This window comes from Aquabacterium sp., from assembly GCF_016234775.1.
Classification (GTDB): domain Bacteria; phylum Pseudomonadota; class Gammaproteobacteria; order Burkholderiales; family Burkholderiaceae_C; genus Aquabacterium.
Window position 1 is genome coordinate 130,221 of sequence record NZ_JACRAH010000003.1, and the last position, 26,540, is coordinate 156,760.

26 protein-coding genes and 1 pseudogene are annotated in these 26,540 nt (G+C 63.7%); 8 read left to right on the top strand and 19 right to left on the bottom strand.

What is annotated here, in order from left to right:
* Positions 1 to 302: 302 nt before the first annotated feature.
* Genes HY836_RS02065 through HY836_RS02090 form a run of 6 tightly spaced genes read left to right on the top strand, consistent with a single transcriptional unit; the run spans position 303 to position 4,703 of the window.
* Positions 303 to 1,103: a hypothetical protein gene (locus tag HY836_RS02065; RefSeq protein ID WP_290673090.1), complete on the top strand. Its 801-nt coding sequence runs from the start codon at positions 303 to 305 to the stop codon at positions 1,101 to 1,103.
* Positions 1,104 to 1,110: 7 nt separating this feature from the next.
* Positions 1,111 to 1,842, top strand: a complete 732-nt coding sequence (locus HY836_RS02070) for a molybdenum ABC transporter permease (protein ID WP_290673091.1) — start codon at positions 1,111 to 1,113, stop codon at positions 1,840 to 1,842.
* On the top strand, positions 1,839 to 2,996 hold the full coding sequence (locus HY836_RS02075) for a molybdenum ABC transporter ATP-binding protein (protein WP_290673092.1): 1,158 nt from the start codon (positions 1,839 to 1,841) through the stop codon (positions 2,994 to 2,996). Before HY836_RS02070 ends, HY836_RS02075 begins: the two co-directional genes overlap by 4 nt.
* Positions 2,997 to 3,047: 51 nt before the next feature.
* Complete coding sequence (locus HY836_RS02080) at positions 3,048 to 3,656, top strand: MOSC domain-containing protein (RefSeq protein WP_290673093.1); 609 nt, start codon at positions 3,048 to 3,050, stop codon at positions 3,654 to 3,656.
* A 23-nt stretch (positions 3,657 to 3,679) separates the two neighbouring features.
* A complete protein-coding gene (locus HY836_RS02085; RefSeq protein WP_290673094.1) occupies positions 3,680 to 4,312 on the top strand; it encodes a glutathione S-transferase family protein in 633 nt (210 codons plus the stop codon).
* Between the two features lies 1 nt (position 4,313).
* On the top strand, positions 4,314 to 4,703 hold the full coding sequence (locus HY836_RS02090) for an SRPBCC family protein (protein ID WP_290673095.1): 390 nt from the start codon (positions 4,314 to 4,316) through the stop codon (positions 4,701 to 4,703).
* Here HY836_RS02090 and HY836_RS02095 read toward each other — a convergent pair whose 3' ends face one another.
* From HY836_RS02095 to gspG, 15 genes are all read right to left on the bottom strand, one after another.
* Complete coding sequence (locus HY836_RS02095; protein ID WP_290673096.1) at positions 4,704 to 5,030, bottom strand: hypothetical protein; 327 nt, start codon at positions 5,028 to 5,030, stop codon at positions 4,704 to 4,706.
* Positions 5,027 to 5,947 (bottom strand): 5'-nucleotidase, encoded by a 921-nt coding sequence (locus tag HY836_RS02100; RefSeq protein ID WP_290673097.1) that lies wholly within the window; start codon positions 5,945 to 5,947, stop codon positions 5,027 to 5,029. The genes HY836_RS02095 and HY836_RS02100 overlap by 4 nt, the downstream gene beginning before the upstream one ends.
* A gap of 49 nt (positions 5,948 to 5,996) precedes the next feature.
* Positions 5,997 to 8,054: a S8 family serine peptidase gene (locus HY836_RS02105; protein WP_290673098.1), complete on the bottom strand. Its 2,058-nt coding sequence runs from the start codon at positions 8,052 to 8,054 to the stop codon at positions 5,997 to 5,999.
* A 236-nt stretch (positions 8,055 to 8,290) separates the two neighbouring features.
* A complete protein-coding gene (locus HY836_RS02110) occupies positions 8,291 to 9,298 on the bottom strand; it encodes an AAA family ATPase (RefSeq protein ID WP_290673100.1) in 1,008 nt (335 codons plus the stop codon).
* Between the two features lie 185 nt (positions 9,299 to 9,483).
* Entirely contained in the window at positions 9,484 to 10,710 is a 1,227-nt protein-coding gene (gene gspF, locus HY836_RS02115; protein WP_290673102.1) for a type II secretion system inner membrane protein GspF, read from the bottom strand.
* A 15-nt stretch (positions 10,711 to 10,725) separates the two neighbouring features.
* A complete protein-coding gene (gene gspE, locus HY836_RS02120) occupies positions 10,726 to 12,150 on the bottom strand; it encodes a type II secretion system ATPase GspE (RefSeq protein ID WP_290673103.1) in 1,425 nt (474 codons plus the stop codon).
* An 11-nt stretch (positions 12,151 to 12,161) separates the two neighbouring features.
* Complete coding sequence (gspD, locus tag HY836_RS02125) at positions 12,162 to 14,408, bottom strand: type II secretion system secretin GspD (RefSeq protein ID WP_290673105.1); 2,247 nt, start codon at positions 14,406 to 14,408, stop codon at positions 12,162 to 12,164.
* 3 nt (positions 14,409 to 14,411) lie between these two features.
* A complete protein-coding gene (gspN, locus tag HY836_RS02130) occupies positions 14,412 to 15,344 on the bottom strand; it encodes a type II secretion system protein N (RefSeq protein ID WP_290673107.1) in 933 nt (310 codons plus the stop codon).
* Between the two features lie 16 nt (positions 15,345 to 15,360).
* Positions 15,361 to 15,873 (bottom strand): type II secretion system protein GspM, encoded by a 513-nt coding sequence (gspM, locus tag HY836_RS02135; RefSeq protein WP_290673109.1) that lies wholly within the window; start codon positions 15,871 to 15,873, stop codon positions 15,361 to 15,363.
* Between the two features lie 22 nt (positions 15,874 to 15,895).
* Positions 15,896 to 17,158 (bottom strand): type II secretion system protein GspL, encoded by a 1,263-nt coding sequence (gene gspL / locus HY836_RS02140; protein WP_290673111.1) that lies wholly within the window; start codon positions 17,156 to 17,158, stop codon positions 15,896 to 15,898.
* Between the two features lie 123 nt (positions 17,159 to 17,281).
* Positions 17,282 to 18,334, bottom strand: a complete 1,053-nt coding sequence (gene gspK, locus HY836_RS02145) for a type II secretion system minor pseudopilin GspK (protein ID WP_290673113.1) — start codon at positions 18,332 to 18,334, stop codon at positions 17,282 to 17,284.
* A 9-nt stretch (positions 18,335 to 18,343) separates the two neighbouring features.
* Positions 18,344 to 19,042, bottom strand: a complete 699-nt coding sequence (locus tag HY836_RS02150; protein WP_290673115.1) for a type II secretion system protein J — start codon at positions 19,040 to 19,042, stop codon at positions 18,344 to 18,346.
* An 8-nt stretch (positions 19,043 to 19,050) separates the two neighbouring features.
* Positions 19,051 to 19,443 carry a type II secretion system minor pseudopilin GspI gene (gene gspI, locus HY836_RS02155; protein WP_290673117.1) on the bottom strand — a complete coding sequence of 131 codons (393 nt, stop codon included), beginning with the start codon at positions 19,441 to 19,443 and terminating at the stop codon, positions 19,051 to 19,053.
* Positions 19,427 to 19,942, bottom strand: a complete 516-nt coding sequence (locus HY836_RS02160) for a prepilin-type N-terminal cleavage/methylation domain-containing protein (protein ID WP_290673119.1) — start codon at positions 19,940 to 19,942, stop codon at positions 19,427 to 19,429. Before HY836_RS02160 ends, gspI begins: the two co-directional genes overlap by 17 nt.
* Entirely contained in the window at positions 19,917 to 20,375 is a 459-nt protein-coding gene (gspG, locus tag HY836_RS02165) for a type II secretion system major pseudopilin GspG (protein WP_290673121.1), read from the bottom strand. The genes HY836_RS02160 and gspG overlap by 26 nt, the downstream gene beginning before the upstream one ends.
* A 179-nt stretch (positions 20,376 to 20,554) precedes the next feature.
* On the opposite strand from gspG, the gene HY836_RS02170 reads away from it, so the two are divergent.
* Positions 20,555 to 21,169 carry a hypothetical protein gene (locus HY836_RS02170; RefSeq protein WP_290673123.1) on the top strand — a complete coding sequence of 205 codons (615 nt, stop codon included), beginning with the start codon at positions 20,555 to 20,557 and terminating at the stop codon, positions 21,167 to 21,169.
* 85 nt (positions 21,170 to 21,254) lie between these two features.
* On the opposite strand, the gene ilvA is transcribed toward HY836_RS02170, so the two are convergent.
* Together ilvA and HY836_RS02180 are read right to left on the bottom strand one after the other, a co-directional pair.
* Entirely contained in the window at positions 21,255 to 22,850 is a 1,596-nt protein-coding gene (gene ilvA, locus HY836_RS02175) for a threonine ammonia-lyase, biosynthetic (RefSeq protein ID WP_290673125.1), read from the bottom strand.
* 44 nt (positions 22,851 to 22,894) lie between these two features.
* The gene (locus HY836_RS02180; protein WP_290673127.1) at positions 22,895 to 24,175 is read right to left on the bottom strand and encodes an oxygenase MpaB family protein; all 1,281 of its coding nucleotides are present in this window, start codon (positions 24,173 to 24,175) and stop codon (positions 22,895 to 22,897) included.
* A gap of 114 nt (positions 24,176 to 24,289) precedes the next feature.
* Between HY836_RS02180 and HY836_RS02185 the strand changes: the two genes are divergently transcribed.
* A complete protein-coding gene (locus tag HY836_RS02185; protein WP_290673129.1) occupies positions 24,290 to 25,378 on the top strand; it encodes an AraC family transcriptional regulator ligand-binding domain-containing protein in 1,089 nt (362 codons plus the stop codon).
* Positions 25,379 to 25,463: 85 nt separating this feature from the next.
* Here HY836_RS02185 and HY836_RS02190 read toward each other — a convergent pair whose 3' ends face one another.
* Together HY836_RS02190 and HY836_RS02195 are read right to left on the bottom strand one after the other, a co-directional pair.
* Complete coding sequence (locus HY836_RS02190) at positions 25,464 to 25,880, bottom strand: F0F1 ATP synthase subunit epsilon (protein WP_290673131.1); 417 nt, start codon at positions 25,878 to 25,880, stop codon at positions 25,464 to 25,466.
* Positions 25,881 to 26,026: 146 nt separating this feature from the next.
* Positions 26,027 to 26,540, bottom strand: a pseudogene (locus HY836_RS02195) (F0F1 ATP synthase subunit beta); the annotation flags it as partial.

Consider the following 26,540-nt stretch of genomic DNA (forward strand, 5'->3'; position numbering starts at 1 on the left):
CTTAAGAATCAACAACTTATGACGCTATCGACACCCCGCTATCGTTGTGACGCCTGACCCTTGTGAGGCCGCAGATCCGTGACAGTGGAACCGCGTAGTTTAGTCCACTCGGCAAGCTTTGAGTTCCCCCCTCGGCCGGGGGGGCGGAGACACCCTGAGGTCTCAGGGTGAGACTTGAGTCACGAAGCCCCGATGTTTTTGTATCCTGATACATATTCCGACACACCTTTGAGGGTGTTCGGCATTGCCACAGGCACACTGGTCGGCTTGACCGATTTGCCACATTTTTCACACTTTTCACCATGCATGTGCCGGCCCGTCGTCCTTTTCTGCTGCTGAGCCTTGGCGGCGCGCTGTGCGCATCAGGCATGCCCGCCTCGTGGGCGCGCGAACGCGTGGCCGCACGCGCAGAGAGCCCTCTGGTTGGCGTAGATCCCGTGCTGGTAGATTCCGGGCTGACCAAGCGCTGGCAAGCGGCCATGAAGCAGGACATGGGCTGGATGGCCCGCTGGTCAACGCTGGACTCTGGCGAGATCCTGACTCAACTCGAACAAGGCCTGATAGATGCGGGCTTGTTCCTCAGTCACCCCCGCGCAGACGAACTGGACAAGCAGGGACTCATCTACAACCGCCAGGCGGTCGCTGTCACGGACGTGCTGCTGCTGGGGCCCCAGGATGACCTGGCCGGCATCAGCCATGAAGCCGACCCAGGCCGCGCGCTGGCACAGGTTCTGGCCGCGGCCGGCGCAGGCGCGGCCCGCTGGGCGCCGCCCCTGCAGGGCTCGGCCCTCGCCGCGCTGGCTGATCAGCTGACGCGCGGCCTGGCCTCCAAGGGCCTGCCGATCAGCGCCAAACCCACCACCACCCAGGCCCCGGCCTACCGCCTGATGACCCGCGCGCAATGGCTCAAGGCCGGTGCACGAGGCGAAAAGCTCAAAGTGTGGCTGTCAGACAAACCCGGCCTGAGCCTGCAAGCCCAGATCGCCTGCTCGTTCCGCGCCCGACACGCTGGCGCCAAGCTGCTGGTGAGTTGGTTGCAGTGGCCCCTGGCGCAAAGCGCCGTCAAAGCCTCGCGCCCCGCGTGGCGCCCTATCAAGGAGTGAAGGCACCATGTCCGCATTTGAAATGGAAGCCCTGACGCTGAGCCTGCAGGTGGCCCTCATCACCCTGATGATTTCCACGCCGCTGGCCCTGGTACTGGCCACGGTGATGGCCCGCACTCACTGGCGCGGCAAGCTGGTGCTCGACACGCTGATCCTGCTGCCCATGGGGCTGCCTCCGGCCGTGATCGGCTTTGGCCTGCTCATGAGCCTGGGAGGCGACGGCTCCATCGGCAACTGGCTGCATGACCTGACCGGATTCAGTCTGAGCTTCTACCCGGCCGGCGCCATCATCGCAGCGTGCCTCATGACGGTTCCGCTCATGGTGCGCATCCTGCGACCGGCTTTTGAGGCCACCGACCCGATGCTGCTGCCTGTCGCCCGCACGCTGGGCGCCTCGCGCTGGCAGGGCTGGTGGTCCATCACCCTGCCGCTGATCTGGCCGGCTGTGGCCTCCGCCATGGCCTTGGGGCTGACTGTCGCCTGGGGCGAGTCCGGCGCCACCCTCGTACTGGCCGCCGCACTGCGTCCGCATCACGTGGGCGACACCACGGCACCCGTGGCCCTGGTGCAGGCCTTGCTTAACCAACAGGACGGCGAAGACGCGGCCTGGCGTCTGGCCCTGATCTCACTGTGCATCGCCATGGCCGCCGTCGTGATCAGCGAGTGGGGGCGTCAACGCTGGCGTCGTCGCTGGCAGGCTCGCCTGCGCCCCGTTGGCCTGCCTGCCCAATCCACATGATCGATCAAACGCTTCCCCGCCCCCTCAGTGTCGAGCTCAAGCTCCAGCATCCCGGGCTCGATATCCGCGCCCAGTTTCGTGTCCTGCCCGGTCGCGTGTGCGCCCTGGTGGGCCGCAGCGGTTCGGGCAAAAGCGCGCTGCTGAAAGCCACTGCTGGCCTGGCGCCTGCGCGCGGGGGCCGCATTGCCATTGGCAACGAGGCGCTGTATGACTCAGCCAGCCGCATCAACAAGCCACCGCACGAACGTCGATTGACCTGGCTGGATGGGCGAACCCACCTGTTTCCGCACCTCAACGTCAAGGCCAACCTGGAGTACGGTCTCAAAGGACGGGGCCTGCGCCGCACCAAGCCGCCCGCGTTCGATCAGATCGTCAACTGGCTGGACCTGGCCTCCCTGCTGTCGCGCAAGCCGGAAGGGCTCACCATCAGTCAGCGCGTCAAGGTCGCACTGGCGCGGGCACTGATATCGGGCCCGAACGCCTTGCTGCTGGATGACCCGCTGGGTGACGTCCCGGCGCACGAGCAAGAAGCCTTGCTGGATTTGCTGGCCGAGTTGCCCTCGCGCTTTCAACTGCCCATCGTGCTGGTCAGCCCGCGCATGAACGAGGTCATCCGCCTGGCCGATGAGGTGGTGATCCTGCACGAGGGACGCATGGCCAGTGCCGGCCCGGCTGCGCAAATTCTGTCGGATGTGTCCTTGTCGACCTTCCTCGAAGGCGTGCATGCGGGCAGCGTGCTCGAAGGCGAGGTCAAGCGCCACGATATCGAATGGCTGCTCAGCGAGGTCGATGTGTCGGGGCAACGCGTGACCGTGCCTGCCATGCTGCACGGCGTGGGCAGCAAGGTACGGCTGAAGGTCAGAGCCAGAGACATCACCCTGCACCGTGCCGTGCCCGGCGACACCAGTTGCAGCAACCACCTGCGGGGCCGCATCACGCAGATCATGCTGGCAGGAGAGCATGGCACCTATGGCGCTGTGGGCATCGAGCTTGATCGCGCACTCGACGCTGCTGACAGCATGCAAGTCAAGACGGGCTCACCACTGTGGGCCATGCTCACACGCAAATCCATTCAGAAGATGGGCTGGGCACCCGGGCAACCCGTGGTGGTGGGCTTCAAAGCCATGGCCACCACCGTGTCGGCTTGGCGCTGACAAGGTGATCCGGCTGGGGGCATACTGGCGCACTCTTTGAAGCGCTCAGCCATGCCCAGCCTCCTGCCCCGTCAATTGCTGTCGATCAACGTCGCGCAAGCCAGCCCGATCACCATCGAAGGCCGCCAGATCATGACGGCCATTCGCAAACGCGCAGTGAGCTCACTGGCCGAACCGCATCGCATTGTGGTCAAGCCACTGGGCCTGGAGGGCGATGACCAGGCCGACCTGACCGTGCACGGCGGCCTGAGCAAGGCGGTGTACGCCTACCCGCACGAGCACTATGCTTTCTGGCAGACGGTGCGCGCCCAGGCCAATGCGCAGGCGTGGGGCGATGCCATGCCGCACGGCATGCTGGGCGAAAACCTCACGCTCACCGGCCTGCTTGAAGGCGATGTGTATGTGGGCGACATCCTGCAGTTCACCGACTGCAGCCTGGCCATCAGCGAGCCACGCCGGCCCTGCTACAAGTTCCAGGCTGTCATGGGCTTCAAGCAATCGGTCAAGATGATGGCCCAATCGGGCTACTGCGGCTTCTACCTCACGGTCAGGCAGCCCGGCTCGATCGCCGCAGGTGAGTCATATGAACTCATCCCCGGCCCCCGCGAAGTCAGCATCGCCGAGTTGTTCAAAGCCAAGATGCACCGCCACATCGATTGAATCCAGCCAGACAGGAGCCCGCCATGACCAGTGAACGCCACGTGATCCTTCACCACGCCCCGCAGACGCGCTCGCGAGGCGTCATGACCTTGCTGGAGGAACTGGGAGCGGACTACGAGCTGCACGTGCTGAACCTGAAAGCCGGGGAACAACGCCAACCCGCCTACCTGGCCATCAACCCCATGGGCAAGGTCCCGGCGCTGCAACATCAAGGCGCACTGATCACAGAACAAGGCGCCATCTACATCTACCTGGCCGATCTGTACGCCGACAAAGGCCTGGCGCCGCAAATGGGTGATCCCTTGCGCGGTCCCTACCTGCGCTGGCTCGTGTTCTATGGCTCTTCGTTCGAACCTGCCGTGGTGGACCGCGCCATGAAGCGCGAACCTGCGCCGCCCTCCACCAGCCCTTATGGCGACTTCGACACCATGCTGTCCACGCTCACCGATCAACTGGCCAAAGGCCCTTATCTGCTGGGTGAGCGCTTCAGCGCTGCCGATGTGCTCTGGGGCACTGCTCTGGCCTGGACCACCCACTTCGGCCTGGTGCCCTTGACGCCTGCGATTCAGGCCTACATCGAGCGCATCACCACACGGCCCGCGGCCTCTCGCGCCTCGGCCATCGACGACGAGCTGATCACCAGACAGGCGGCCTGACATGCGCACGCTCACCCTCACCGTGGACATCAACGTCGAACCTGACGCCGTCATGGCTTATGCGTCCGACCCTCGCCACCTGCCCGAGTGGGCGCCGGGCTTTGCCCGCAGCGTGACACCCGATGGCGACGAGTGGCTGGTGCAGATGAACGAGGGCCTGGTGCGCCTGTGGTTCACGCCCGCCAACGCCGACGGCATCCTGGACCACGTCGTGCGCCTGCCCAATGGCGAGGAGGTGATGAACACCATGCGGGTGGTGTCAAAAGGCTGTGGCAGCGAGGTGTCGTTCCTGCTGCATCAACGCCCCGGCATGAGCGAAGCGCAATTCGCAGAAGACGCGGCCCTTGTGCAAGCCGACCTGCAGCGGCTCAAGACCCTGCTGGACGACTGATCAGTCCTCGTCATCCCAGCGTTTGAGGTTGAGCTTGAGCCCATCAAGCCACTTGCGCACTTCGGCGCTCGATGACAAGGTCTGCTTGAGCCATTCAGGCCGTTGACTGGGCCGCTTGGCCAAGCTCACCGCCAGCGCGGGTTTCTCGTCGGGCGCCGACACGCTCAACTCGATCACAGGCAAGCCTTTCCACTCGAAGCGAATCGGCGCGCCCGTACCCTTTTCAGATAAAGGCTTGAGCTCACGCAGATCGCGCCGCAGCTTGACCAAGGCTTCGTCGGCCTTGAATGGTGGCAAGGCAAAGAAGTCGGACAGTTCTTCGCTCATGGCTTGTCTCCTGCATTGACGATGCCGGCAGCCACATGCCCCGAAGGCACATGTGGCGCGGCGTTTTCCACGTGGCCCGTCTGGTCATCGAAGAAAAAATCGGGCTCGAACTCGCGCAGGAACTCGCCTTTGGGCAGCCCCCCCAGGAACAAGGCTTCATGCACCTCGATGCCCCAGTCCATCAGCGTGCGGATGGCGCGTTCATGCGCAGGGGCGCCACGCGCGGTGACCAGGGCTGTGCGAATGCGCATGGCATCTTCACCGTGTGCCGGGTCATGCTGCTGCAAGTCATGCAGGGCCATCAACAAAGGCTTGAAGGGCCCATCGGGCAGCGGCTGATCGGCCATGGCCACTTCATGCGCCTGAAAAGCGTTGAGCCCGCCCTTTTGAAAGACACGTTCGGCCTCATCCGAGAAGAGCACCGCGTCACCGTCGAAGGCGATGCGCACTTCGTTTGGATGCGCCTCTCCGGCCCGCGCCGCATGCGGCAACACCCGCGCCGCCGGCACGCCCGCCCCCAAAGCCGAGCGCACATCATTTTCGTTGGCCGACAGGAAGAGATGCGCCTGCAGGGGCTTGAGATAACGCCAGGGGCTCTGCCCACGCGTGAACACGCCACGCTCGATGGGCAGGCCATAGTGCTTGGCTGATCTGAACACCCGCATGCCTGAAACAGGGTCGTTGCGAGACAGGATCACCACCTCGACACGGGCCTTCTCCGGCGTATTGAAGGCCAGCAGTTTGCGCACCAGCGAGAAGGCCACGCCCGGCTTGGCCGGCTCATCAACCTTGTCCAGTTGCAGCTTCATGTAGGCGCGGTCGTCCACACCTTCAAACAAGCGGTTTTCTTCTTCGAAATCGAACAACGCGCGCGACGAAATCGCGACGACCAATCGCCCGGACAGGCTGGCAGCCATAAAAAAGCCCCTTGGCTGTAAGTGCACAAGGGGCCTAGTTTATGCCGCATCAATCATCGGTATCGCGCACCGTGAACGACGCGCCCGTGAACGCACCAGCCTGGCCGGTGAAGCTCCCCACGGCCTGATCAATGCTCACGTCCCGGCTCAAGGTACCGTTGGCGAGGGCCGCCGTCAGGGTGCCCCTCACAGGGTCCTTGACGGTGATGGTGCCCGATGCGCCACCGCCAAACCAGTTGGTGCTCACATCAAATGTCACGGTGACGTTCTGCCCGCTGCCGTTACGCAGCACACCTGTGCCGGTCACCTTGCGTTGACTCAGGACGCCTGCCGCCACGCTCAAGTTACCTGACACCAGATCGCCCGAGATCGCGTAAGGCTGCGCACCGGCCAGGCTCAAGGTCACCAGATCGCGCCGACTGCCATAAACCTTGTACTCACGGGCACTGACGCGGGTGTTGCCTTCGTTGTCATAAACCGTCACGCCCACCTTGTAAGCACCATTGAGCGCAAAAGGATGGGTGATGGTGCGGGTGGTCGACTGGGCTGTGGTGCCGTCACCGAAATCCCAACTCCAGCGCACCAGCGATTTGTCATCAGTGGTCACCGTGTCGTTGAAAGTGTAGGTGCGGGCCGTGCTGCTCCAGGTCGGCGCCGACAGCTCGGCCGTGCGGCCAGGTGGATACGTATTGACGATGCCGATGCCAGGCGACGACAGCATGCGCGGCATGTTGAGGATCTCGGCCGTGGTCATCACCCCTGGGCGAATGCGATCTTTGTTGACGCCGGCCGTCAGTGCCGCCTTGAGTTGTGCCGCCGTCAGATTGGGGCGGACGGTGAGCGCCAGACCTGCTGCGCCCGATACCATGGGCGTCGCAAACGAGGTGCCGTTGTACACCGTCGATACCGCGCCATTGAGGCCCAGCACATAGACATCCTTCGCCGGGGCCACCAGGTCCACGACCTTGCCATAGGTCGATCCTGCGCAGATATTGGGCGTGGTGTCGCCCAAGGCCTTGGCGAAATCAGCCACCGATGAGGGGCAAGCCTCCACCCACATCTTGCCGTCCAAACCTGAGCCGCCCACCGTGACGATGTTGTCCAGGTTGTAGGGTGCCTGGGACAGACCGGCCGGGAACATCACCGAGCCCTTGGGCACCATCGTGGCAACTTGCACTTGCACAGGATAGGTGCTGCTCGCGCCTGTTGCACCGACCGCCGTGACCGAGGCAGAAAAGGCCTGGCCACTTTGCAAGGCACCGGCCTCCAGGGCATTGAGATCGCTCTCCCACTTGATGAGGCTGTAGCGCGGCGCGGCGCATTCGTTCGTGCCATCAGGCAGGGTGTCCCAGCCCTTGACCATGACCAGTCGCTCGTTGGCGTGGCGATCTGCGTCGTAATGCAGATTGCCCGCTGCCGTCACCACCAGAATGCCTCGGTCTCGCGCCTCCTTGAACAGCGCCATCAACTGGTCGAACTGCACCCGGTCAGCGGCCGACAGGCTGCCTACATGGATGGTGACACCGGATGAGATGTTGATCACCTTGGCGTTGTTGTCGATGCCATAACGCAAGGCTCTCGCCGTGGCGGTATAAATGGATGAAATTGCGCTGGGCTTGATGCTGGCGCCGCACATGTCCGCTTCGTTCACATACTTGAGGGGCATGACCTTGACTGGCGCGGGACCAGCCACACCAGCGCCGCCACTGCCGTTGTTCGCTTCCGCCGCCACAACGGTGCTGACCCAGGTGCCGTGCAAACTGGCCCCCAGCAACCACGCCGTGGGGTAGGCCGTGTTGTTGCGAGCGTCCCAGCCCGTCACCAGGCGATTCTTGAGATCGTAGTTGGCCAGTTCGATGTTGGTGTCCATGACGGCCACCACGGACTGCGTCTGGGGCTGGGTGCCCGCCATGGCCCAGGCGGTGAAGGCACCGATACCGACGGTGTTGTCACGCAGATGCCACTGCACAGGCAAGGCACCATCGTTGGTTTCCTTGACTTGCAAGGTCGCGGCGTGTGCGGCCATGGTGGCACACAGGCCGGCCGTGGCGACGGCCGCCGCCAGTGGTGCCAGATGAGCCAAGGGCTTTGGATGTGGGGTACGCATATCGATCCTCTTGATTTCAGGTTGAGCCATGCCCGCGATGCCTGCGAGCGTCCGAAAAACCAAGACAAAGATATGTGATATGCAAATCACTTCAACAGGGCAAGCCCCAGTTGCGTTACAGGATGATCGATTCACGACGAATGCGCACCAAGGTGGGTGACCGCCGCCCCCCCCTGGAGGCGTGCAACACGAAACAGGTTCTTACGAATCTTGTTGCCAGAAGGCTGCACCGCTCGTCATTGCATGAAGCCGATGGGCTGGCGCTTGCCCCCCTGCTCTGGCAGGTCTCGCACCTCCAGTTGGTAACGCCCATCAAGCTTGGCATTACCGAAGGCCGTCATCAGCGCACGCCGCATCTCGCGTGGTGCGTAATGGCTCATCTCGCCGAGCAAGGCATCGCTCAACTCCGGCTCGAAGCGCTGCCCCCAGTCGTGATCGGCGCGGATGCTGCGATACAGCTTCGAGGCAATTTTGCGCGCCGCCTCCTCATCGGGCATGTTGATGTCAAACACATTCATGCGGTTGAGGATGGGATCCGGGATGCCGCGCAGGTCATTGGCCGTGGCCACCCAGATCACCTGGCTGGCGTCAATGGACACCTCGGCGAACTCGTCGGTGAAGTGGCCGGCCGTGTCGTGCTCCAGCAGGCTGTAGAGCGAACCCAGCGGGTCATACGCGTGTTCACCGCCGCTCTTGTCGATCTCGTCGACCACCATCACCGGGTTGGCGTACTGGCCGTCCACCAGGGTCTCGAACACCTTGCCGGGGCGTGCGCCCTTCCACTGGCTGGATGCGCCTGAGAGCACCCAGCCCGCCGTCATCGAACTCATGGAGATGAAGCCCATGCCCGTGCCCAGCAGTTGCGCCACTTCGCGCGCAAAGTGGGTCTTGCCGACACCAGGCGGGCCCAGCAGCAGCATGGGCGTGATCTCCAGCGCATCGCGACTGTCTGCGCACAGCGCCAGCTGGCGACGCAGGTCGTCGAGCACCTCGTGGAAATTGGGCAACTCGTCGTAGAGGTGGTCCATCGCCGGCAGGCCTGATGGTTTGACCTGGAAGCGCTCCGGGCCCATCTCCAGCATGCGCTCGTAGGTGGCCCGCAAGGATTCGTGTTCGCGTGGAGGCAGCTTGCCCAGGCGCTTTTCGACCTCGTCGAGCTTGTAGACATGCCGCATGTGCGCAATCGGAATGCGCCCTCTGTAGGCCTCTTGTTGGACGGGAACAAGATCGGTACAGCTGCTCATATCGGCCCTCCAGGCTTCAACACGCTCACCCCATCATGCAACAAAGCCCTGCGAGTCAAAGCCCGTGAACAAGGGGGATGCAGCCATTCATATCATTGAATCCAACGCGCACCAAGAGGAGCGGCCCCGATCAGGGGCCGCCGTCCATACGCATTCAGTGAACTAAGTGGCAGATTGCCGAAGGCTTACTTCACCCAGGTGTTCATCTGCATGATCGGCATCATCACCGACATCACGATCAGCATCACCACCAGGCCCATGACCACGATCAGCAAGGGCTCCAGGATGGTCGCAATCGCCAGGGCCTTGCGCTGCACTTCGCCAGACAGCTGGTTGGCCGCGCGCTGCAGCATCACGGGCAACTGACCCGTCTGCTCGCCCAGGCGGGCAAACATCGACAGCAACCCAGGGAATCGCTTTTTGGCCGCCAGGGCTGAGGCCAGCGGCGCCCCTTCGCGCACCTGCACCAAGGCCTCCATCGCATCAGCCCGCATCGCGCGGTTGGACAGCGTTTCAGCAGCGGCCTGCAAGGCCTTCAGGATGGGCACACCCGAGCCCGCCAGCATGGCCAGCGTGCCGGCAAAGCGCGCGGCGTTGTAGCCACGCGAGAGCTTGCCGATCAGGGGCAACTCCAGCCAGAAGGCATCGAACTTCTGGCGAAAGTCTTCATTGCGACGCGCCAGCATCAAGGCCACGGTGCCGCCGATCAATACCAGGGCCAGCAACCAGCCCCAGTTGCGCATGAAAGCACTGAGTGCCAGCATGAATTGCGTGAGCGCAGGCAGTGCCCGCTTGCCACTGGAGAACACCTGCGCCACCTGCGGCACCACGAACACCAGCAAGGCGATCACGATGACGATGGCAAACAGCGACACGATGGCCGGGTACAGCGTTGCGCCAATCAGCTTGGAGGTGAGCGCCTGCTGCTCTTCCAGATCGTTGGCCAGCTTGTCCAGCACCGTGCCCAGCTGACCGCTTTGCTCGCCGGCCGCTACCACGCCGCGGTAGACGTCGTCGAACTCGCGGGGTGACCCCTGCAGTGCACGGGCAAAAGGCGAACCCGCATTCACTTCAGCGCGCAGGTGCGACACCAGCTCACGCTGACGCGGATCTTCAGCTTCATCAGCCAGCGCCGTCAGCGCGCGCTCCAACGGCAGGCCGGCCACGACCAGGCCCGACAGCTGCCGGGTCCAGATCGCCAGCGAGCTTGAATTGAAGACCTTGCGAACGAAGAGCTGCTTGTTGAGGCCCTCACCTTCACCCGCAGTGCCCTGCACAACGGTTTCCACCTTCAGGGGCACCAGTTGCTGCAAACGCAGCTGCGCCCGTGCGGCCTTGGGGTTGTCGGCCTCGACCAGACCATTGATGGTCTTGCCGGCGGCGTCAAGGGCTTCAAAGCGGAAGGCTGGCATGTGGCGACCTCGTCCTTATTCCCGCGTGACCCGCAGGACTTCTTCGAGCGACGTCACCCCCTCGGCCACCAGTCGGTCGCCGTCATCACGCATGGTACGCATGCCGGCTTGCTGGGCGCGCTCGAACAGCTTCGCTTCAGAAGCTTGCTCGTGGATCAGGGCGCGGATGTCGTCGTCCGCCACCATGAGCTCGTACACACCCGTTCGGCCCTTGTAGCCACTCATGCCGCATTCGCTGCAACCCACGGGGTGCCACTTGCCATGATCGTCCTCGCGCTTGCAATGCGGGCACAGCTTGCGCACCAGGCGCTGCGCCAGCACACCCAGCAAGGACGATGACAGCAGGAAGGGCTCGATGCCCATGTCGGTCAGACGGGTGACGGCGCTGGGTGCGTCATTCGTGTGCAGCGTGGCCAGCACCAGGTGACCCGTCAGCGAAGCCTGCACGGCGATCTGGGCGGTTTCCAGGTCACGGATTTCACCGATCATGATGACGTCCGGATCCTGACGCAGGATGGCGCGCAAGGCCTTGGCAAACGTCAGATCGATACGGGCGTTGACCTGGGTCTGGCCGATGCCGGGCAGTTCGTATTCAACGGGGTCTTCCACCGTCAGCACATTGGTGGTCTGGGCATCGACGGTGCTCAAACCCGCGTACAGCGTGGTCGTCTTGCCGGAGCCGGTCGGGCCGGTCACCAGCACGATGCCGTGAGGCTGACGCAGCAGGCGCTTGAAGCGGTCCAGCGAGTCGCCGCTCATGCCCATCGATTCGAGGGTGAACTTGTTGGCGTCGCCCTTGTCCAGCAGGCGCAGCACGGCGCGCTCACCGTGGGCCGAAGGCAGGGTCGAGACCCGCACGTCCACCGCGCGACCGCCGATGCGCAGGCTGATGCGCCCGTCTTGCGGCAGGCGCTTTTCAGAGATGTCCAGCTCGGCCATGATCTTCAGGCGCGAGATCAGGGCCGCGTGCAAGGCCTTGTTGGGTTGCACGACTTCACGCAAGGTGCCGTCCACACGGAAGCGCACGGCAGATGAACGCTCGTAGGGCTCGATGTGGATGTCGGAAGCACCATCTTTGGCAGCTTGCGTCAGCAGCGCATTGAGCATCCGGATGATGGGCGCATCGTTGCTGGATTCGAGCAGGTCTTCCACGGCGGGCAGGTCCTGCATCATGCGGGACAGGTCCACCGCGCTTTCGACTTCACCCACCACGGCCGCAGCACTGCCTTCGCCTGCGGAGTAGGCCGAGGCAATGCGCTGGGCCAGCGTCTCCGATGGCTCCTGCTCGATGGCATTGACCACGTACAGGCGCATCACCTCGGACAGCGCCGACGGTGACACGGCCGTGCTGGCCCACAGCGTGGAGCGTTCCTCATCGCACTCCAGCAGCAGCCCGTTGGCCTTGGCAAACGCGTAAGGAAGGGGGTGACGTGCGCCCATGCTCGAAATCCTTACTTGTTGCCGCTGGCAGGTTGCGGCGCCAGCTTGGGCGCGTAGCCGGAGTCTCGCGGCATCACCACGGTCGGGGCGGGGGCGTTCGGATCATCCATAGGCTGGCGCACCGAAGGCATCGTCAGCTTGTTACTGAGCTTGAGCGGGTCCAGCACCGGGCCTTCACTACTGCTCATCCGGACGCGCCCTTCTTGAGACAACTCCTGCTGCGCGTTACGCATGTACTCGTAGCGATCCATGGTCAGCGCATTGCTGTCGTCCTGGGTGCGCATCACGACCGGGCGCAAGAAAACCATCAGATTCGTCTTGGCCCGGCTGCGCTCCCGGCTCTTGAACAAGTTGCCGATGACAGGGATGTCGCCCAGGAACGGCACCTGGCTTTGGCCGTTTGTCTGCTCGTCCTTGAGCAAGCCCCCCAGAATCAAAGTCTGACCGTCGTCGACGACCACGGTCGTTTCGATGGAGCTCTTCGACGTGGTCGGTCCATTCGTCGTATCAGCGGAAGGCTTGACGCTCGAATTTTCCTGGAACACGGTCATACGCACCGTCCCACCCTCGCCAACCTGTGGCCGCACGCGGAGCGTCAAGCCCACATCCTTGCGTTCAACGGTGGTAAATGGGTTCACTGAACCCGCACTGCTGGTCGCGCCGTTGGTGTACTGGCCCGTGACAAACGGAACGTTCTCGCCCACCACAATTTTGGCTTCTTCGTTGTCCAGCGCCACCATGTTGGGCGTCGACAGAATGTTCACGCCGCTTTGCGTTTCAAGGAAGGTAGCCAGCGCACCCAAACTGTAAGTGCCATCGCTCAACTTGTGCGCGACGCCCAGGCTCATGCCACTGGGCACCTTGCTCCCTGCTGCGGAGACGACGTCAAACAAACCCGTCACCTTGCTCGTCGGCAAATTCGTGCCGAAGCCAACCGGGTTCGATTTCCCGCCCATGGCCGCAGCCCACTGCACACCAATCTGCGCGGCCTTGTCAGCATCGACCTTGATGATCATCGACTCGATGTAGATCTGCGCACGACGACCATCCAATTGATCCACCACGGCGCGCAATTGCTTGTAGAGCGCATCGGTGGCTGTGATGATCAGCGAGTTGGTGCTGGGGTCAGCCTGAATGAACCCGCCTGTAGATGGCCCCGCAGACGCTGCAACAGGCGCCGTGGCCTGCTGCGAAGCCCCGCCACTGGAAGCCGTGTTCTGCACGCCACCCATATTGGATGTGGGCATGCCACTGGCGCCAGCGCCGGTCGAGCTGCCACCAGAAGCGCCACCGCCCGAACCACCGGCACCCGGGAAGGCTGCGCGCAGCACCTGCGCCAGTTTCACGGCGTCGGCGTTCTTCAGGTACACCACATGAATGCCACTGCCGCCCAGTCCTGCGGTACCAGGGCGATCCAGGCGTTGAATGAGGTTGCGCACCAAGGTCATGCGGGCGGCGTTAGGGGCACGCACCATCAGGGTGTTGGTGCGAGAGTCCGACAGCACCATCGTGGTCTGCCCGCCCACCGCGCCAGGCGCACCCGCCGGGCCACCCCCACCGTCGGCCAATTTCTGCACGACCGGCGCCAGGTCAGCGGCGATCGCGTACTGCAACGGGATGGCTTCCATGTCCGTTGCCGTGGGCACATCCAGCGCGGCAATCATCTGGCCAAGGCGCTTGAGGTTGTCGGCGTAATCGGTGATGACCAGCGTGTTGGTGGACGCGTTGGCGTTGATCGTGTTGTTGGGGCTGATCAACGGGCGCAGCACGGTCACCAGGTTGTTGGCGTTTTCGTACTGCACACGGAAGATCTGCGTCAGCACCTGATCGCCCGACTGCTTGACCGTGCCCACGTCCACCGTACCGGTCTGCAGCTTGGCTTCGGCTTCGGGCACCACCTTGAGCAGGCCGGCCACTTCCACCAGGCTGAAACCTTGACCACGCAGCGCGGCCAGGAAGTTCAGGTAGGCCTCACGCGAGGTCAAGGGCTGGTCGCTGTACAGGGTGATGGCCCCCTTGACGCGCGGATCAACCAGGATCTGGCGATTGATGATGGCCGACATGGCGCGCGCCACGCCTTCAATCTCGGCATTGACGAAATTGAGCGTGACGGTCGGGCCTGCCGGCGCCTTCTTCGGTGCGGCGGTGGCAGCGACGGCCATGCCGATGGGCAGCAAGCCACCAGGCCCGAAGGTCAATGCCATGGCCACGATCAGCGCGGTAGCACGAGGGCGGGTCAGCTGGGGATGGGTCTTCATGACTTATCCGATCGAAATGACTGAGCGGTCGCCTTCACGGCGCCCGATGATGTTCAACAAATTGTCCAGTGCGCCCTTTTCGGCCTCACTGGCGCGCGCTTCCCCACGGAAACGCATGCCGCCGGAGCTGACGCCCCCTTGGCCCGACAACTGCAGCGCGCCGTCTACAGTGCTCAAAGACATCTGCAACTGGCCCTGGGCATCGCCACCCAGATCCAGGCGATAGGAACCCAGGCGATCCAGCGTGGTCACGCGGGATGCCACGTTGTCCAGCGCCAGATCAGCCCGCCCCTGGATGCGAGCGCGACCTTGCACAACCTCAATGCTCAAATCCTGGGCCGACAGGCGCAGCACGCCCCCCAGTTGCAAGGTATTCCAAGGCGTGCCCAGGCCACCCAGCCAGGCGGCGGGCCAATGCCCGATCTCGCCTTGGGACGACAGGCTGGCCACGGCGTTGTCCGTGGGTGAGGTTTGCAGGCGTACATCGGTCTTGATGCGCCCCAGGCCCAGCGACACCACCATCACCACGGGTGTGGGCATGCAGCAATCTTGCTGCAGGGTCAGCATCACGCCGGTACCGTGCAACCGCATGCGCCAGTTCAGCCGCCCAGGCAAAGCGCGGGCATCCCGGCTTCCTGTCCCACCGGTGAGAACAGCAACAGCATCACCCTTCCAGATCGTGCCCTGAGACTCGGCCAGCAACAGGCGCTTGCCGGTCAGCTCGACCACGCCTTGCGCCAACCAACTGGCCGGTGCATACATCACCATGCCCACCAGGGTGCCCAGGCCAGCGCCCCACCAGCCCCAGCGACGACCGGCCTTGCGCATGTTTTCCCAGCGCGCGATCTCCATCGTCGATTCGAGCCAACGGGTGGTCAACGCACCGGCCCCCTGCATCCAGGCAGGGCGCTTGTTGATAAAGGGGATGCCAGCCATGTGGATCAGTCCGGCCTCAACGGCCGCCTCCTGAGCCCGGGCCCAAGGCAAGCACGATGTTGCCGGAGTACACCCCCTGCTCCACCTGCATCAGGCCGGCCTCGGTGGGCTTGGCCCGTGCCGCGCCACGCGCTTCATCCAGCCAGGATGCCAGCGCATCACCCGACACCTTGTTGAGCGTGAGCGTGGCCCGGTCACCCTGAATGAGCAATTTGGCGCCGCTGCCCAGGCGATCCGTGGCGGACTTCAAGGCTGCTTCGGATTGCGCCGGCGGCACGGGCGGACGCAATTTGAGCAACTGCGCCTCGTCGGCGAGACGCCGCATCTGATCGAGCTGGCTGTCGAGTTCACGCAACTGGGCAGGCGTGTCGCTCAAAGTGCGCCAGGCAGGCCGGATCCCGACCATGATCAGCAAGGTCAACCCAGCCAGCCAGACCGCGACCACGGCAATCTGACGCTCGCGCGGGGCCATGGCGGACCACTTTGTCTGCCACTCCTGCTTCAGTGCCTGTAAGGAAGAATTTGCCATCTGAATGCTTTCGAGGAGGGCCTCAACCGTTCGTTCGACGCACCGTCAAGCGGCCGTCGGTCGTCTCGACCTGCACACCCGCTGCGCTCAGCTTGCTGCGGAACTGCTCCAGCTCGGCCTGCCCCCAGCCACCCGGGGGCAACAGGGTCAGGGCGTTGCCGTCGTACTGCAGCCCGGCAGTGGGCTGCTCTGGCGGCCAGGCACTGGCCACAGCCGCCATCAGGGCTTCCAGATCGTTGCCACCCGCTTGCCCGGCCTGCGCGCGCAAGGCTTCCGTCTCGCGACGCATCTGGGCGGGGGCGTCCAGCACGGCCTGCACCTGCGGATGCGCCTGCTTGAGCAGCGTCACCATGGCCGCCTTCTTGGACTTGACCAGCTGAGATTGTTGCCAGGCCCACAGATTCAAGCCGAGTACCTGCGCCCCAACCAGTGCCAACACGCCCATGCGAGCAGGGCGCCATTGCGGCCCCATCACACGACGCCATTGGTCAGTCAGCGCATACAGGCCCTTGCTGCGCGGGGTCAGCTCGAACTGCAGGATGTTCCAGATCGAGCGCGCAGCCAGCAACAGGTGCTCGGTCGGGCTTTGCACCGTCACGGCGCGGCCCAGCCAGCGCTCGGCCGGAGAAGCCACGGGCGGCGTGGCGAAAAAGCGGGACTGCACCGGCAGCGGATCAGGCAGGAGGCTGCGCGACAGGCTGCCGGCCACAGGCCAAGTGGCCACGCCATCAGGTGTCGACCAGGTGAGCAGCATGTCGGCACCTGGCTCTTCGCTGTTGCCGGCGCCGTACATTTCCTCGTGGAAGTAGGCCGTGGGCGGCTCATCGGGCGCAATGCTCGGCACCACACGCTCGACACGGATCTTGGCTTTTTCCAGCGCCATGAGCTGGCTGGTCAGCCAGGTGTGGTCGCACGCAGCGATCCAGGTGGGCGCCCCGACCTTCGCCAGCGGCGCCACCGCCAGATGCAGGTTCTCGGGATCGTCCAGCAGCGCATCTTCCAGCATGCTGGCCAGCGCCGCACGCAAGCGGGCGGCGGGCGCCTTGGGCAAGGTCACGCGGTGCCAGCTCAAGTCCGTTGGCGCCATGACCGCCACGACGCTGTCCGCTCTAGGCAGCATGGGCGCGGCACAACGGCCCTGACGCGCCGCCGACATGCCGTCGACGCTGAGCACATAGCTGTACTCCTTCGGCCCGGATGCCGAAGACGCAGCACTGGCTTCCGCCGCAGCCGCGTCGGCACTCAGACGCACACGCGCCGGCAATTGAATGATGAGAATGCTCATGCCCAGACGGTCAGGTTTTCAAAATTTTTCAGCATCCAGCATAGATGCCACCGCATTGTAGGAGCGCAGGAATAGCGCCCATTTAAGGATTGATACCTGCTTTGACGGTAAAGAATGCCCCCATCATGGGGTCGAGCCGGTATCTGCCGCTTTGTCGAGTCCGGAAAAACGCGACTGGTGTCGCACGACAACGTCATTTGCGCTCACACGCTCCACCAGATGGCGTTGCTCGATGATGTTGTCCTCGAAACGCAGTCGCCCCCGAACTTCAAAGAATTTGGAGTCAATGGACAGCCGCTCCAGATTCCAGGCCGGCACCGCCGCCCCCACATGCATCTGGAAAAATTCGGCCACGCCGTCCTTGGCCGGATTACGCTGACGCGCCTGCACGATCCGCGCAGCCCGAGCCAGGTCCAGGTTGTCAACCACCGCTGCGATCACCTCTTTGGGCGCCGTGTTGACGTTGACCTTGGTGTCCCGCTGCGGCAGCAAGGTGACATAGGGGCGAAGGCGCTCCAGCGTACCCGCATCCAGGCCCAGCCACAAGATCTGATCAAAGGTTTGCGGCACGATCGCAGCCTGAGCCCGCCCCTGCTCCCCGCCCAGCTTGCTCAAGACCTCCGGATCGGACAGGGATGCCGCAGCCAGCACCGCCTTGCGCATGGCGTCGGCGATCCCGTCAGCCAACGAGGGCGACATGCTCAGAGACTCCAGCAGACGCTTGAACACCTTCACCTCTTCCGGATCGATGTCACCGGAGGACTCCGAAAACAAGCGCCGCAAGTTGTATTTGGCCTGGGCATCTTCCACCTTGCCTGACAGGAAGGCCTCGGGCGCGTCATCCATGTCTGCACTGTTGTTGTTGCTGTCGGATGCCAGGAAGGTGGACAGCCGGGCCTCGGCCAGCGGAATCGCCCAAGGCTCGCCCAGGTGATCCGGGCCACCGTTCTTGCCATCCTCGCGCAGAATCAGTCGCGCCCAGTCCAGTGCGCCGCTGAGCACCCAGCTGGCCTGCGTGCGGATGCGCTCGGCTCCCTCCACCTGCGTGGCGCGCCATTGCTGCCAGACCATCGACGCCGCCAGCGTGGCCACCAGGGTCACGATGACCATGGCCATCAGCAAGGCTGCACCGCGCTGGCGGGCCTGAGACACAGGAGGATGGATGGGCTTGATCATGTGCACCAATCAGTTCTGAGTGGGCTGAGGCGCCAGCATGATGTCGCGGGTCAGTGTGCCGCCAAAACCGCTGCCCTCACCCAACGTCAACTGGCTGCGAATGGCGTTGGGCAACTGCTCGCGCATCAAGGCACCGAGGCCACTTTGCCCGCCTGTCGCGCCAGAGGCCGCCCCCTGCGCCTGCGTCGGCTGGGTAAACACATTGCCCGTGGACTGGCAATTGCTCATCGCCCCGCTGCGAAAGCAGTAGACCTGCCACTGCTCGACCCCCTTGAGGGCGGTCAGCGTACCCGGCTCCTTGCCACGCAATTGATACGAGCTCATCCAGTATTTCTGCAACTCGCCGAACTTGTAGGTCACCGGGCTGGCCCAGCGCAACAGGCGGCCACGCTGCACGTACCACACCACCACCTGCACACCTTCGGCCACACGGCGGGTCAGACGCAGGTGCGCGCCATCAAACTGCATGCCATTGACGATCATGGTGTCCATCACCTGCCCCATGTCGGACTCCATCTGGGTCATGACCGACTGCAGCCTCAGCGTCTGCTTGAGGTTGCCGTCGGCCACTTGCCTGGCCGTGCTGATGCCGTCCATGCCCTTCCAGGCCGTGGCGGCCAGCACCGACAGGATCAGCAAGGACACCAGTACCTCGATCAGCGTGAACCCGCCTTGGCCAACCGGAAAACGAGCGCGTGGGGGCAACATGGCGGTCATCAGAAACGCGGCAGCACCGTGGACAACTTGACGATGGGCTGCTGCTGCTCGTCCATCACCTGCGCGTCCACGCGCCGGAAGTTCAGATTGGGGGTCGGCCTGACAGTCAGGTGACCAGGGAAGGATCGGCCCAATTGCGCGCAGGAAAAATCGCTGTCACCCACCGGAGGGTAGATCTTACCCAGCTTGAGTGCCGTGATCTGGTTTTCGGCACACCACTGCGCCATGGTCAGGTCGCGCATGCGCTGGGCGTTGAGCGTCAGCCCACCGGCCGCCTTGATGCCGGCAGACAGGGTCATGGCCACAATCGCCAGGGCCACCAGCACCTCGATCAGGGTCATGCCTGGCTGCCATGCGCGCGCCGAGATGGGGATCTCAGTTACCGGACGCATGCGCCACCTCCTGCTCGCCTTCGGCATTGTCCTGGTCAGCATCACCGGTGAGCACATCAAAAGCACTCAGCCCATCGGTGCTGATGATGATCTGCTTGTCTTCCAGCCGCAAGATCACACTTTGCGCGCCAATGACCGGCTCGGGCCCCAGCACGATGCTTTTGGCGCCAGCGACCTCAGCCTTCACATCGGGCTCCAGCCATTTGAGCGGCGGCATGAGGGCTGGCGGCATGCCCAGAAACTGGTAGTCGGCTTCAGGGCCATTGGGCTGCGGCACCCACAGCACGGTCATGGCGCCCGCCCGGGCTTGCGTGCGGGCAGATTCCAGCAAGGCAATCAGGCGTGCGGCTTCACGCTCCAGGCGCGTCGCTGACGGATCAGGAATCGCGAAAGAAACGACAGCGGTGGTGATCGCGATCATCGCCACCACCACCATCAATTCGAGCAAGGTAAAGCCGCGAGCGCGGCGCGCCTTACTGCCAGGAACCGATATCGGCATCGCGGGCTTCGCCACCGGCCTGGCCGTCCGCGCCGAAGCTGAACACATCAACGGCCCCCTTCACGCCAGGGTTGACGTATTGATAGGAGCGGCCCCATGGGTCATTGGGCAGCTTTTCCAGATAGGGCTTCCAGTTGTTGGGCACCGGCGACGCCGTAGGCTTGGTCACCAGGGCTTGCAAGCCTTGTTCGGCGGTCGGGAAGCGCTGGTTGTCCAGCTTGTAAAGCTTGAGCGCCTGCATCAGGTTGCTGACGTCGGTTCGGGCAGCCGTCACGCGGGCGTCGTCGGCCCGGTCCAGCACGTTGGGCACGATCAGGGCAGCCAGCAGCCCGATGATCACCAGCACAACCATCAGTTCGATCAGCGTGAAGCCACGTTGCAGGGCTTTGACGGCCTCCCGGGCACGCTGAGGGGTACGCGCAAACATCTTCATGTGAATTTCCGAAAACAATCTGGCCATGGGACACCGAATTCGAGCACTTGGTTCCCATTGAACAACCAAGGGCGCCAGCATGCACGAGGACGGGACCGGTTCGATGCGGGATGAACCCGAGGTTCAAAGGCTACTTTAGGGCGCACGACGCATCGAACACCCATCATAATGGCCGGATCATGGCATCACGCATCTTCGCCCTCATCATTTGGGCCGCCGTCGCGGCGAGTCTGGCGTACTGGGGCCTGCGCTGGTTGGCCCGACCGACAGGCGTGCCCGCCAATGCGACCCCGGTGTCGCTGGATGGTGGCGCGCAAGGTGACCTGCATCGCTTGCTGGCCGGGCCTGTCAAAGCCGCTGTCCCCACGGCCGACCCGTCCGCCGCATCGGCCCTGGCCAGTCGGCTCAAGCTGATCGGCGCCATCGCGCCACGCACGGAAGGTGACGGCACGGGTGTTGCCTTATTGTCAATTGACGGCAACCCCCCTCGCGCCGTGAAAGTAGGCGGCGTGATCGATGGCGACATGATCCTGCAGTCACTGACGCAGCGCAGCGCCACCGTTGGCACCGCCGACGGCGCCACATCGACCACATTGGACCTGCCCTTGTTGCCCGCCCCCAGCACCGGCGCCCTGCCGCCTGTCAGCGGCTTCAGCACGAATGAGGGCGCAGGCTCGCCCCCACCGCCGCCACCAAATGGCATGGTTAGCGCCACCGGCTCACTGAGCGCACCAGAAGGCGGGGCCCCGCCGGGCTTGCCTGGTCACATGGGGCGCCCCGGTCGCCCAAACTGATCTGACAGGCCTTGCGCCTGCCCCAAAAAGTCAAAAGCCCTGAATGGATGTTCAGGGCTTTTTTGTAGGCGCAGCAGGCCTCGGTTCAGCGCAAGAAGAGGCGGTAAACCGGGTTGCGCGTCTCGTCCACGTAGATGTAGCCCAGCTTGTCCAGGAAGGGCGTGATGGCTTTCGTCTCGGCCTTGGGCACCTGCAGGCCCACCAGGATGCGACCATAGTCCGCACCCTGGTTGCGGTAATGGAACAGGCTGATGTTCCAGCCCGGGGGCAGGCTGGTCAGGAAGGTCATCAAGGCGCCGGGGCGCTCCGGGAAGATGAAGCTGTACAGGCGCTCGCCTTCAGCCAGCGAAGAGCGCCCACCCACCATGTGGCGAATGTGGGTCTTGGCCAGTTCATCGTGCGTCAGGTCCACGGTCTTGAAGCCTTGCGACTCGAATTGCCGCACCACCTTTTTGGACTCACCCTTCTCGCTCGTCGTCAGACCCACGAACACGTGCGCCTGCTTCTCGTCGGAGATGCGATAGTTGAACTCGGTCACGCTGCGCGGGCCGATGGTTTCGCAAAAACGCTTGAATGAACCGCGCTCCTCGGGGATGGTCACCGCCATCAGGGCTTCGCGCTGCTCGCCCACCTCGGCGCGCTCGGCCACGAAGCGCAGCCGGTCGAAGTTCATGTTGGCGCCACAGTTGATGGCGATGTAGGTCTTGCCCTGGCCGCCATGACGCTCGGCGTACTGCTTGACGGCGGCCACGCCCTGCGCACCGGCCGGCTCCACGATGGAGCGGGTGTCCTGGTAAATGTCCTTGATGGCAGCACAGACCTCGTCGGTGCTGACGATCACGAAATCATCAACCAGCGCCTTGGTCAGGCGCATCGTTTCTTCGCCCACCAGCTTCACGGCCGTGCCATCCGAGAACAGGCCGACGTCCTGCAAGGTGACGCGCTTGCCGGCCTTGACCGAGCGCACCATGGCGTCGGAATCGCTCATCTGAACGCCGATCACCTTGATCTCCGGGCGCACGGCCTTGATGTAGGCGGCCACACCGCTGATCAGGCCGCCACCACCAATGGCCACGAACACGGCATCAATGGGGCCACTGTGCTGGCGCAGGATTTCCATGGCCACGGTGCCCTGGCCCGCGATCACGTCCGGATCATCAAAGGGGTGCACGAAGGTCATGCCCCGCTTGCGCTCCAGCTCCTTGGCGTGCAGGGCCGCATCCGAATAGCTTTCACCGTGCAGCACGATCTGCACATTGTCGCCACCGAAGGCGCGCACGGCATCGATCTTGAGCTGGGGCGTGGTGGTGGGCATCACGATGGTGGCCTGGCAGCCCAGGCGGCGCGCCCCCATGGCCACGCCTTGTGCGTGGTTGCCAGCCGACGCACAGATCACGCCCTTTTCGAGATGCGCCCGGCTGAGTTGCGCCATCTTGTTGTAGGCCCCACGCAGCTTGAAGCTGAACACGGGCTGCTTGTCTTCCCGCTTGAGGAAGACCTGATGGCCCAGGCGACGCGACAGGCTGCGGGCTTCGTCCAGCGGGCTTTCAATGGCCACGTCGTAGACCCGGCTGGTCAGGATCTTTTGCAGATAGTCCTGAATGGTCAAAGGCCTGGTCTTGGGTTTGGCGGCAGCCTTTTTGGCCGGGGCCTTGCTGGCAGCCTTGCGCGCGGTGGACATGAATCGGGCTCCGTGATCGAAGTCTGTGGTTGGAGCCCTACAGTCTATCGTGCCTGCTTCTCATGATGCGACGTGCCGCCGGTCAGATGTTGTGGCGGTCGTTCACCCAGCAGCACGGGCAAATAGCGCCTTTGCACGTCGCGCCCTCGTTTCGCCCAGGCTGACACGCCACCCGGGAGCAGGTGGATCAAGGTCGTGCGCAAGGCCAGCGGCACCATCATCAGCAAGGGGTACCAGGGCACGGTGGCCGGCAAACCCAGGGCGCGCATGCCCGACGTGCCCACGAACCAGCTCACCAGGCTCAGGTGGCGAGCCTTGTTCAGCCGCCCGCGCAAGCCTGGCAGATTGGCATAGTGGCGCTGCAGGGGCTCGTCCATGAGCGCACGGCCCAGCATCACGCTGCTCTCATCGGCGCCAGCCTGACTCAGCACGTTCTGATAAAGCGCCACACGGCCTTGTTGCTCCTCGTCACTCAACAGGCCTGGCTCGACCCCCATCAGCCAGCCGATGTAGCGCCACAAGTGCATGACAGCCTGTGACTCCTTGCCTGTCAGCCACACACCCGTGGTTTTCAAAGCCAGGAGTTGCACCACGCTGAAGGCCAGATAGGTCGCCTGCATGTCCAGCTGATTGACGGGCAAGCCCAGCTTGCTTTCATCCCACTTGCCGCCATGCTGCAATTGATGGCGCACCAGGGCGTGCATGACGCGCACACGCAGCGTCATCGTGAAGCCTGGCGCGCCCGGCTCCATGCCGCCATCTTCCGTACATGCCAGCCACCAGGTTGTGGTTTCGGCCACACGGCGTTGCGCGCCCTTGTGCAAGGAGCCCGTCATGATGAGGGTCTGGTTGATGGCGGAGGCCTGATAACCGGCCATCAGGCCCGCGTCACGCAACACCATCATGCCGTGCAAGCCGGTTGACTGGAGCACGCGCGCGCCCAGCGTCAGTTCCTCGGCATTCACCCAATCAGGCCAACCGTGCGTGGCCCCGATGAAGCGCCGCAAGGGGGCTGGCGTCTCCGGAGGCAGCGCCGATGCGGATTGCATCGCACGTTCGAACAAGCCCCAGGCGCGTGCCATGCCCAGTTCGTGCATCCAGGCGACCAGGTCGTCGGCCAGCTTGTCACCGCGCCACAAGGCCTCGCCCATGGCTTGCCAGCTTGCCTCATCCGGCTCCGGGTTGCCCGTGATCAGCAAGCGCAATCGGCTGGCCATCTGGCGGGCCTCAAGCATGTCTGCGCCATGTCGGGAGGGCAAAGGCTTGTTCAGCCCGGCTGGATGAGCGCCCGTATCATTGGCCTTGGTTTGTTGAACTGTCATCATGATGTGGTGCTACTGAACTGGATGAGGGGTGATGCTCACCATGCTGAGGCACCAGGCCCGCCAGATCATTGACCGACCATGCACGCCGCTTGACCGCAGAACCCCTGGGTAACCATGACCATCGCCATTCGCCAGCCCACAGACAAAGCCACCCGGGGCTTCCAGGCCAGCTTTGTGCGCGTGCTGCCCGACACCGTGAGCGCACGAGGCCTGTCCGCTGACCCGGTCTGGGCCGCACTGGGCCTTCGGCCCGAACACATCTCGGACGGCGCGCGCATACCTGCGGCAGCGCTGAGTCAGGCCCTGGAGATCGCGTGCGAGCTGACAGGCGAGCTGCAAATAGCCCTGCATGCCGCGCAAGCCGTGCGCCCCTTGCACCTGGGCAGCCTGGGCTACGCCTTGATGAGCAGCGCGGTGGGCGAGGATGGCTTGAGGATGTTCGAGCGGTTTCAGACCTTGTTGTGCGACGAGTTCCTGGCGCAGCACCGGGTCGTCAAAGGCCTGATCGAGATACGGCACGAGCCCATCGACATTCCCCTGCCTCGTCACGTCGCGTTCTGGTGGTTCCTGGTCGGTGCCCGACTGAGCTTTGCGCGCTGGGTGTACGGCAGGCGTGATCTCGTGCCCGTTCGCATTGACCTGCCTTGCCCGCGCCCTGCACAAGCCGACATCTTCGATCGTTTCGTGGGCATTGCCGTGCGCTATGACACGCCCGACTGCCGTGAGCTGATGCCCGCCGACTGGCTGGCCTGGCTCAACCCCAATGCCGACCCCGCCATGCACCAACTGATGGCGACCCGCACGGCGCAGCAACTTGCACAGCGCCCCTCAGGCGACACCATGTTGATGCGGGCTCGACTGGTGCTGGCCGAACACATGCGCCAGGGCATCGAATTGCATCTGGAAGGCGTCACGCAAGCGGTAGCGGCCAGCGACACCGAATGGGCCAGCGTGACCCCAAGGCAGTTGCAAAAGCGCCTGGCGGAACAAGGCCTGAGCTTCAAGGAGCTGGTTGAAGAAGTGCGCCGAGAGCGCGCCTTGCGGCTGCTGCGGGACACGGCCTGCTCGATTGGTGAGGTTGCGCAGGACTGCGGTTACACAGAAGTGAGCCCCTTTCACCGCGCTGTCAGGCGTTGGACCGGCTTGACGCCACTGCAGGTTCGCCAGCAAGCACTGGCCACCCACGGCACCGATCAGCCATGAAAAAAGCCCGCGGCAAGGCCAGCGGGCTTCGGGTTGACTTGCAGACTGCCGCGGCGAACGCCGAGCAGTTGCGCGTCGAATCAGATCACTTCTTGCGCAGACGGGCGATGGCAGCCAGTTGAGCCACCATGGTGGCCAGCTCGCTTTGAGCCTTGGCCAGATCCAGCTCGCCCTTGGCGTTCTGAACGGCTTCCTGAGCCAGGCGAATGGCTTCATTGGCCTTGGCCTCGTCCAGATCCTTGCCGCGGATGGCGGTGTCGGCCAGAACGGTCACGCAACCAGGTTGCACTTCCAGAATGCCGCCGGCCACGAAGACAAACTCTTCTTCCTTGTTGTCGGCGCGCTGGATGCGCACGGCGCCCGGCTTGATCCGGGTGATCAGCGGTGCGTGCTTCGGCAGAATGCCGAGCTCACCCACTTCACCGGGCAGGGACACCAACGTCGCTTCACCCGAAAAGATCGACTCTTCGGCGGAGACAACATCAACGTGAATGGTGGACATGCTTTGTTTCCTTAAACGCTCTACTCAAGCGCGTAAAAAGGATGTGAGCACCAAGTAATCGGGTGTCAGGCAAGGCGCCGCGCACAGACGTAGCGGAAGCTACGTAGAGCACGGCAACGCCGCCTGCCGCCCGATTACGCCGGTGATCACGCCTTTTTGGCTTTTTCGAAGGCTTCGTCGATTGTGCCAACCATGTAGAACGCTTGCTCAGGCAGTGCATCGCACTCGCCGTTCACAATCATCTTGAAACCACGGATGGTTTCCTTCAGAGGCACGTACTTGCCAGGCGAGCCCGTGAACACTTCGGCCACGTGGAAAGGCTGCGACAGGAAACGCTGGATCTTACGAGCGCGGGCAACCAGGAGCTTGTCCTCAGGAGCCAGCTCGTCCATACCCAGAATCGCGATGATGTCGCGCAGTTCCTTGTAGCGCTGCAGCGTGTTTTGCACGCCACGGGCCACTTGGTAGTGCTCTTCGCCCACCACGTTCGGGTCCAGCTGACGCGAGGTCGAGTCAAGTGGGTCCACGGCGGGGTAGATACCCAGCGAAGCGATGTCACGAGACAGCACGACGGTGGAGTCCAAGTGAGCGAAAGTCGTGGCAGGCGACGGGTCGGTCAAGTCATCCGCAGGGACGTAAACGGCCTGGATGGAGGTGATC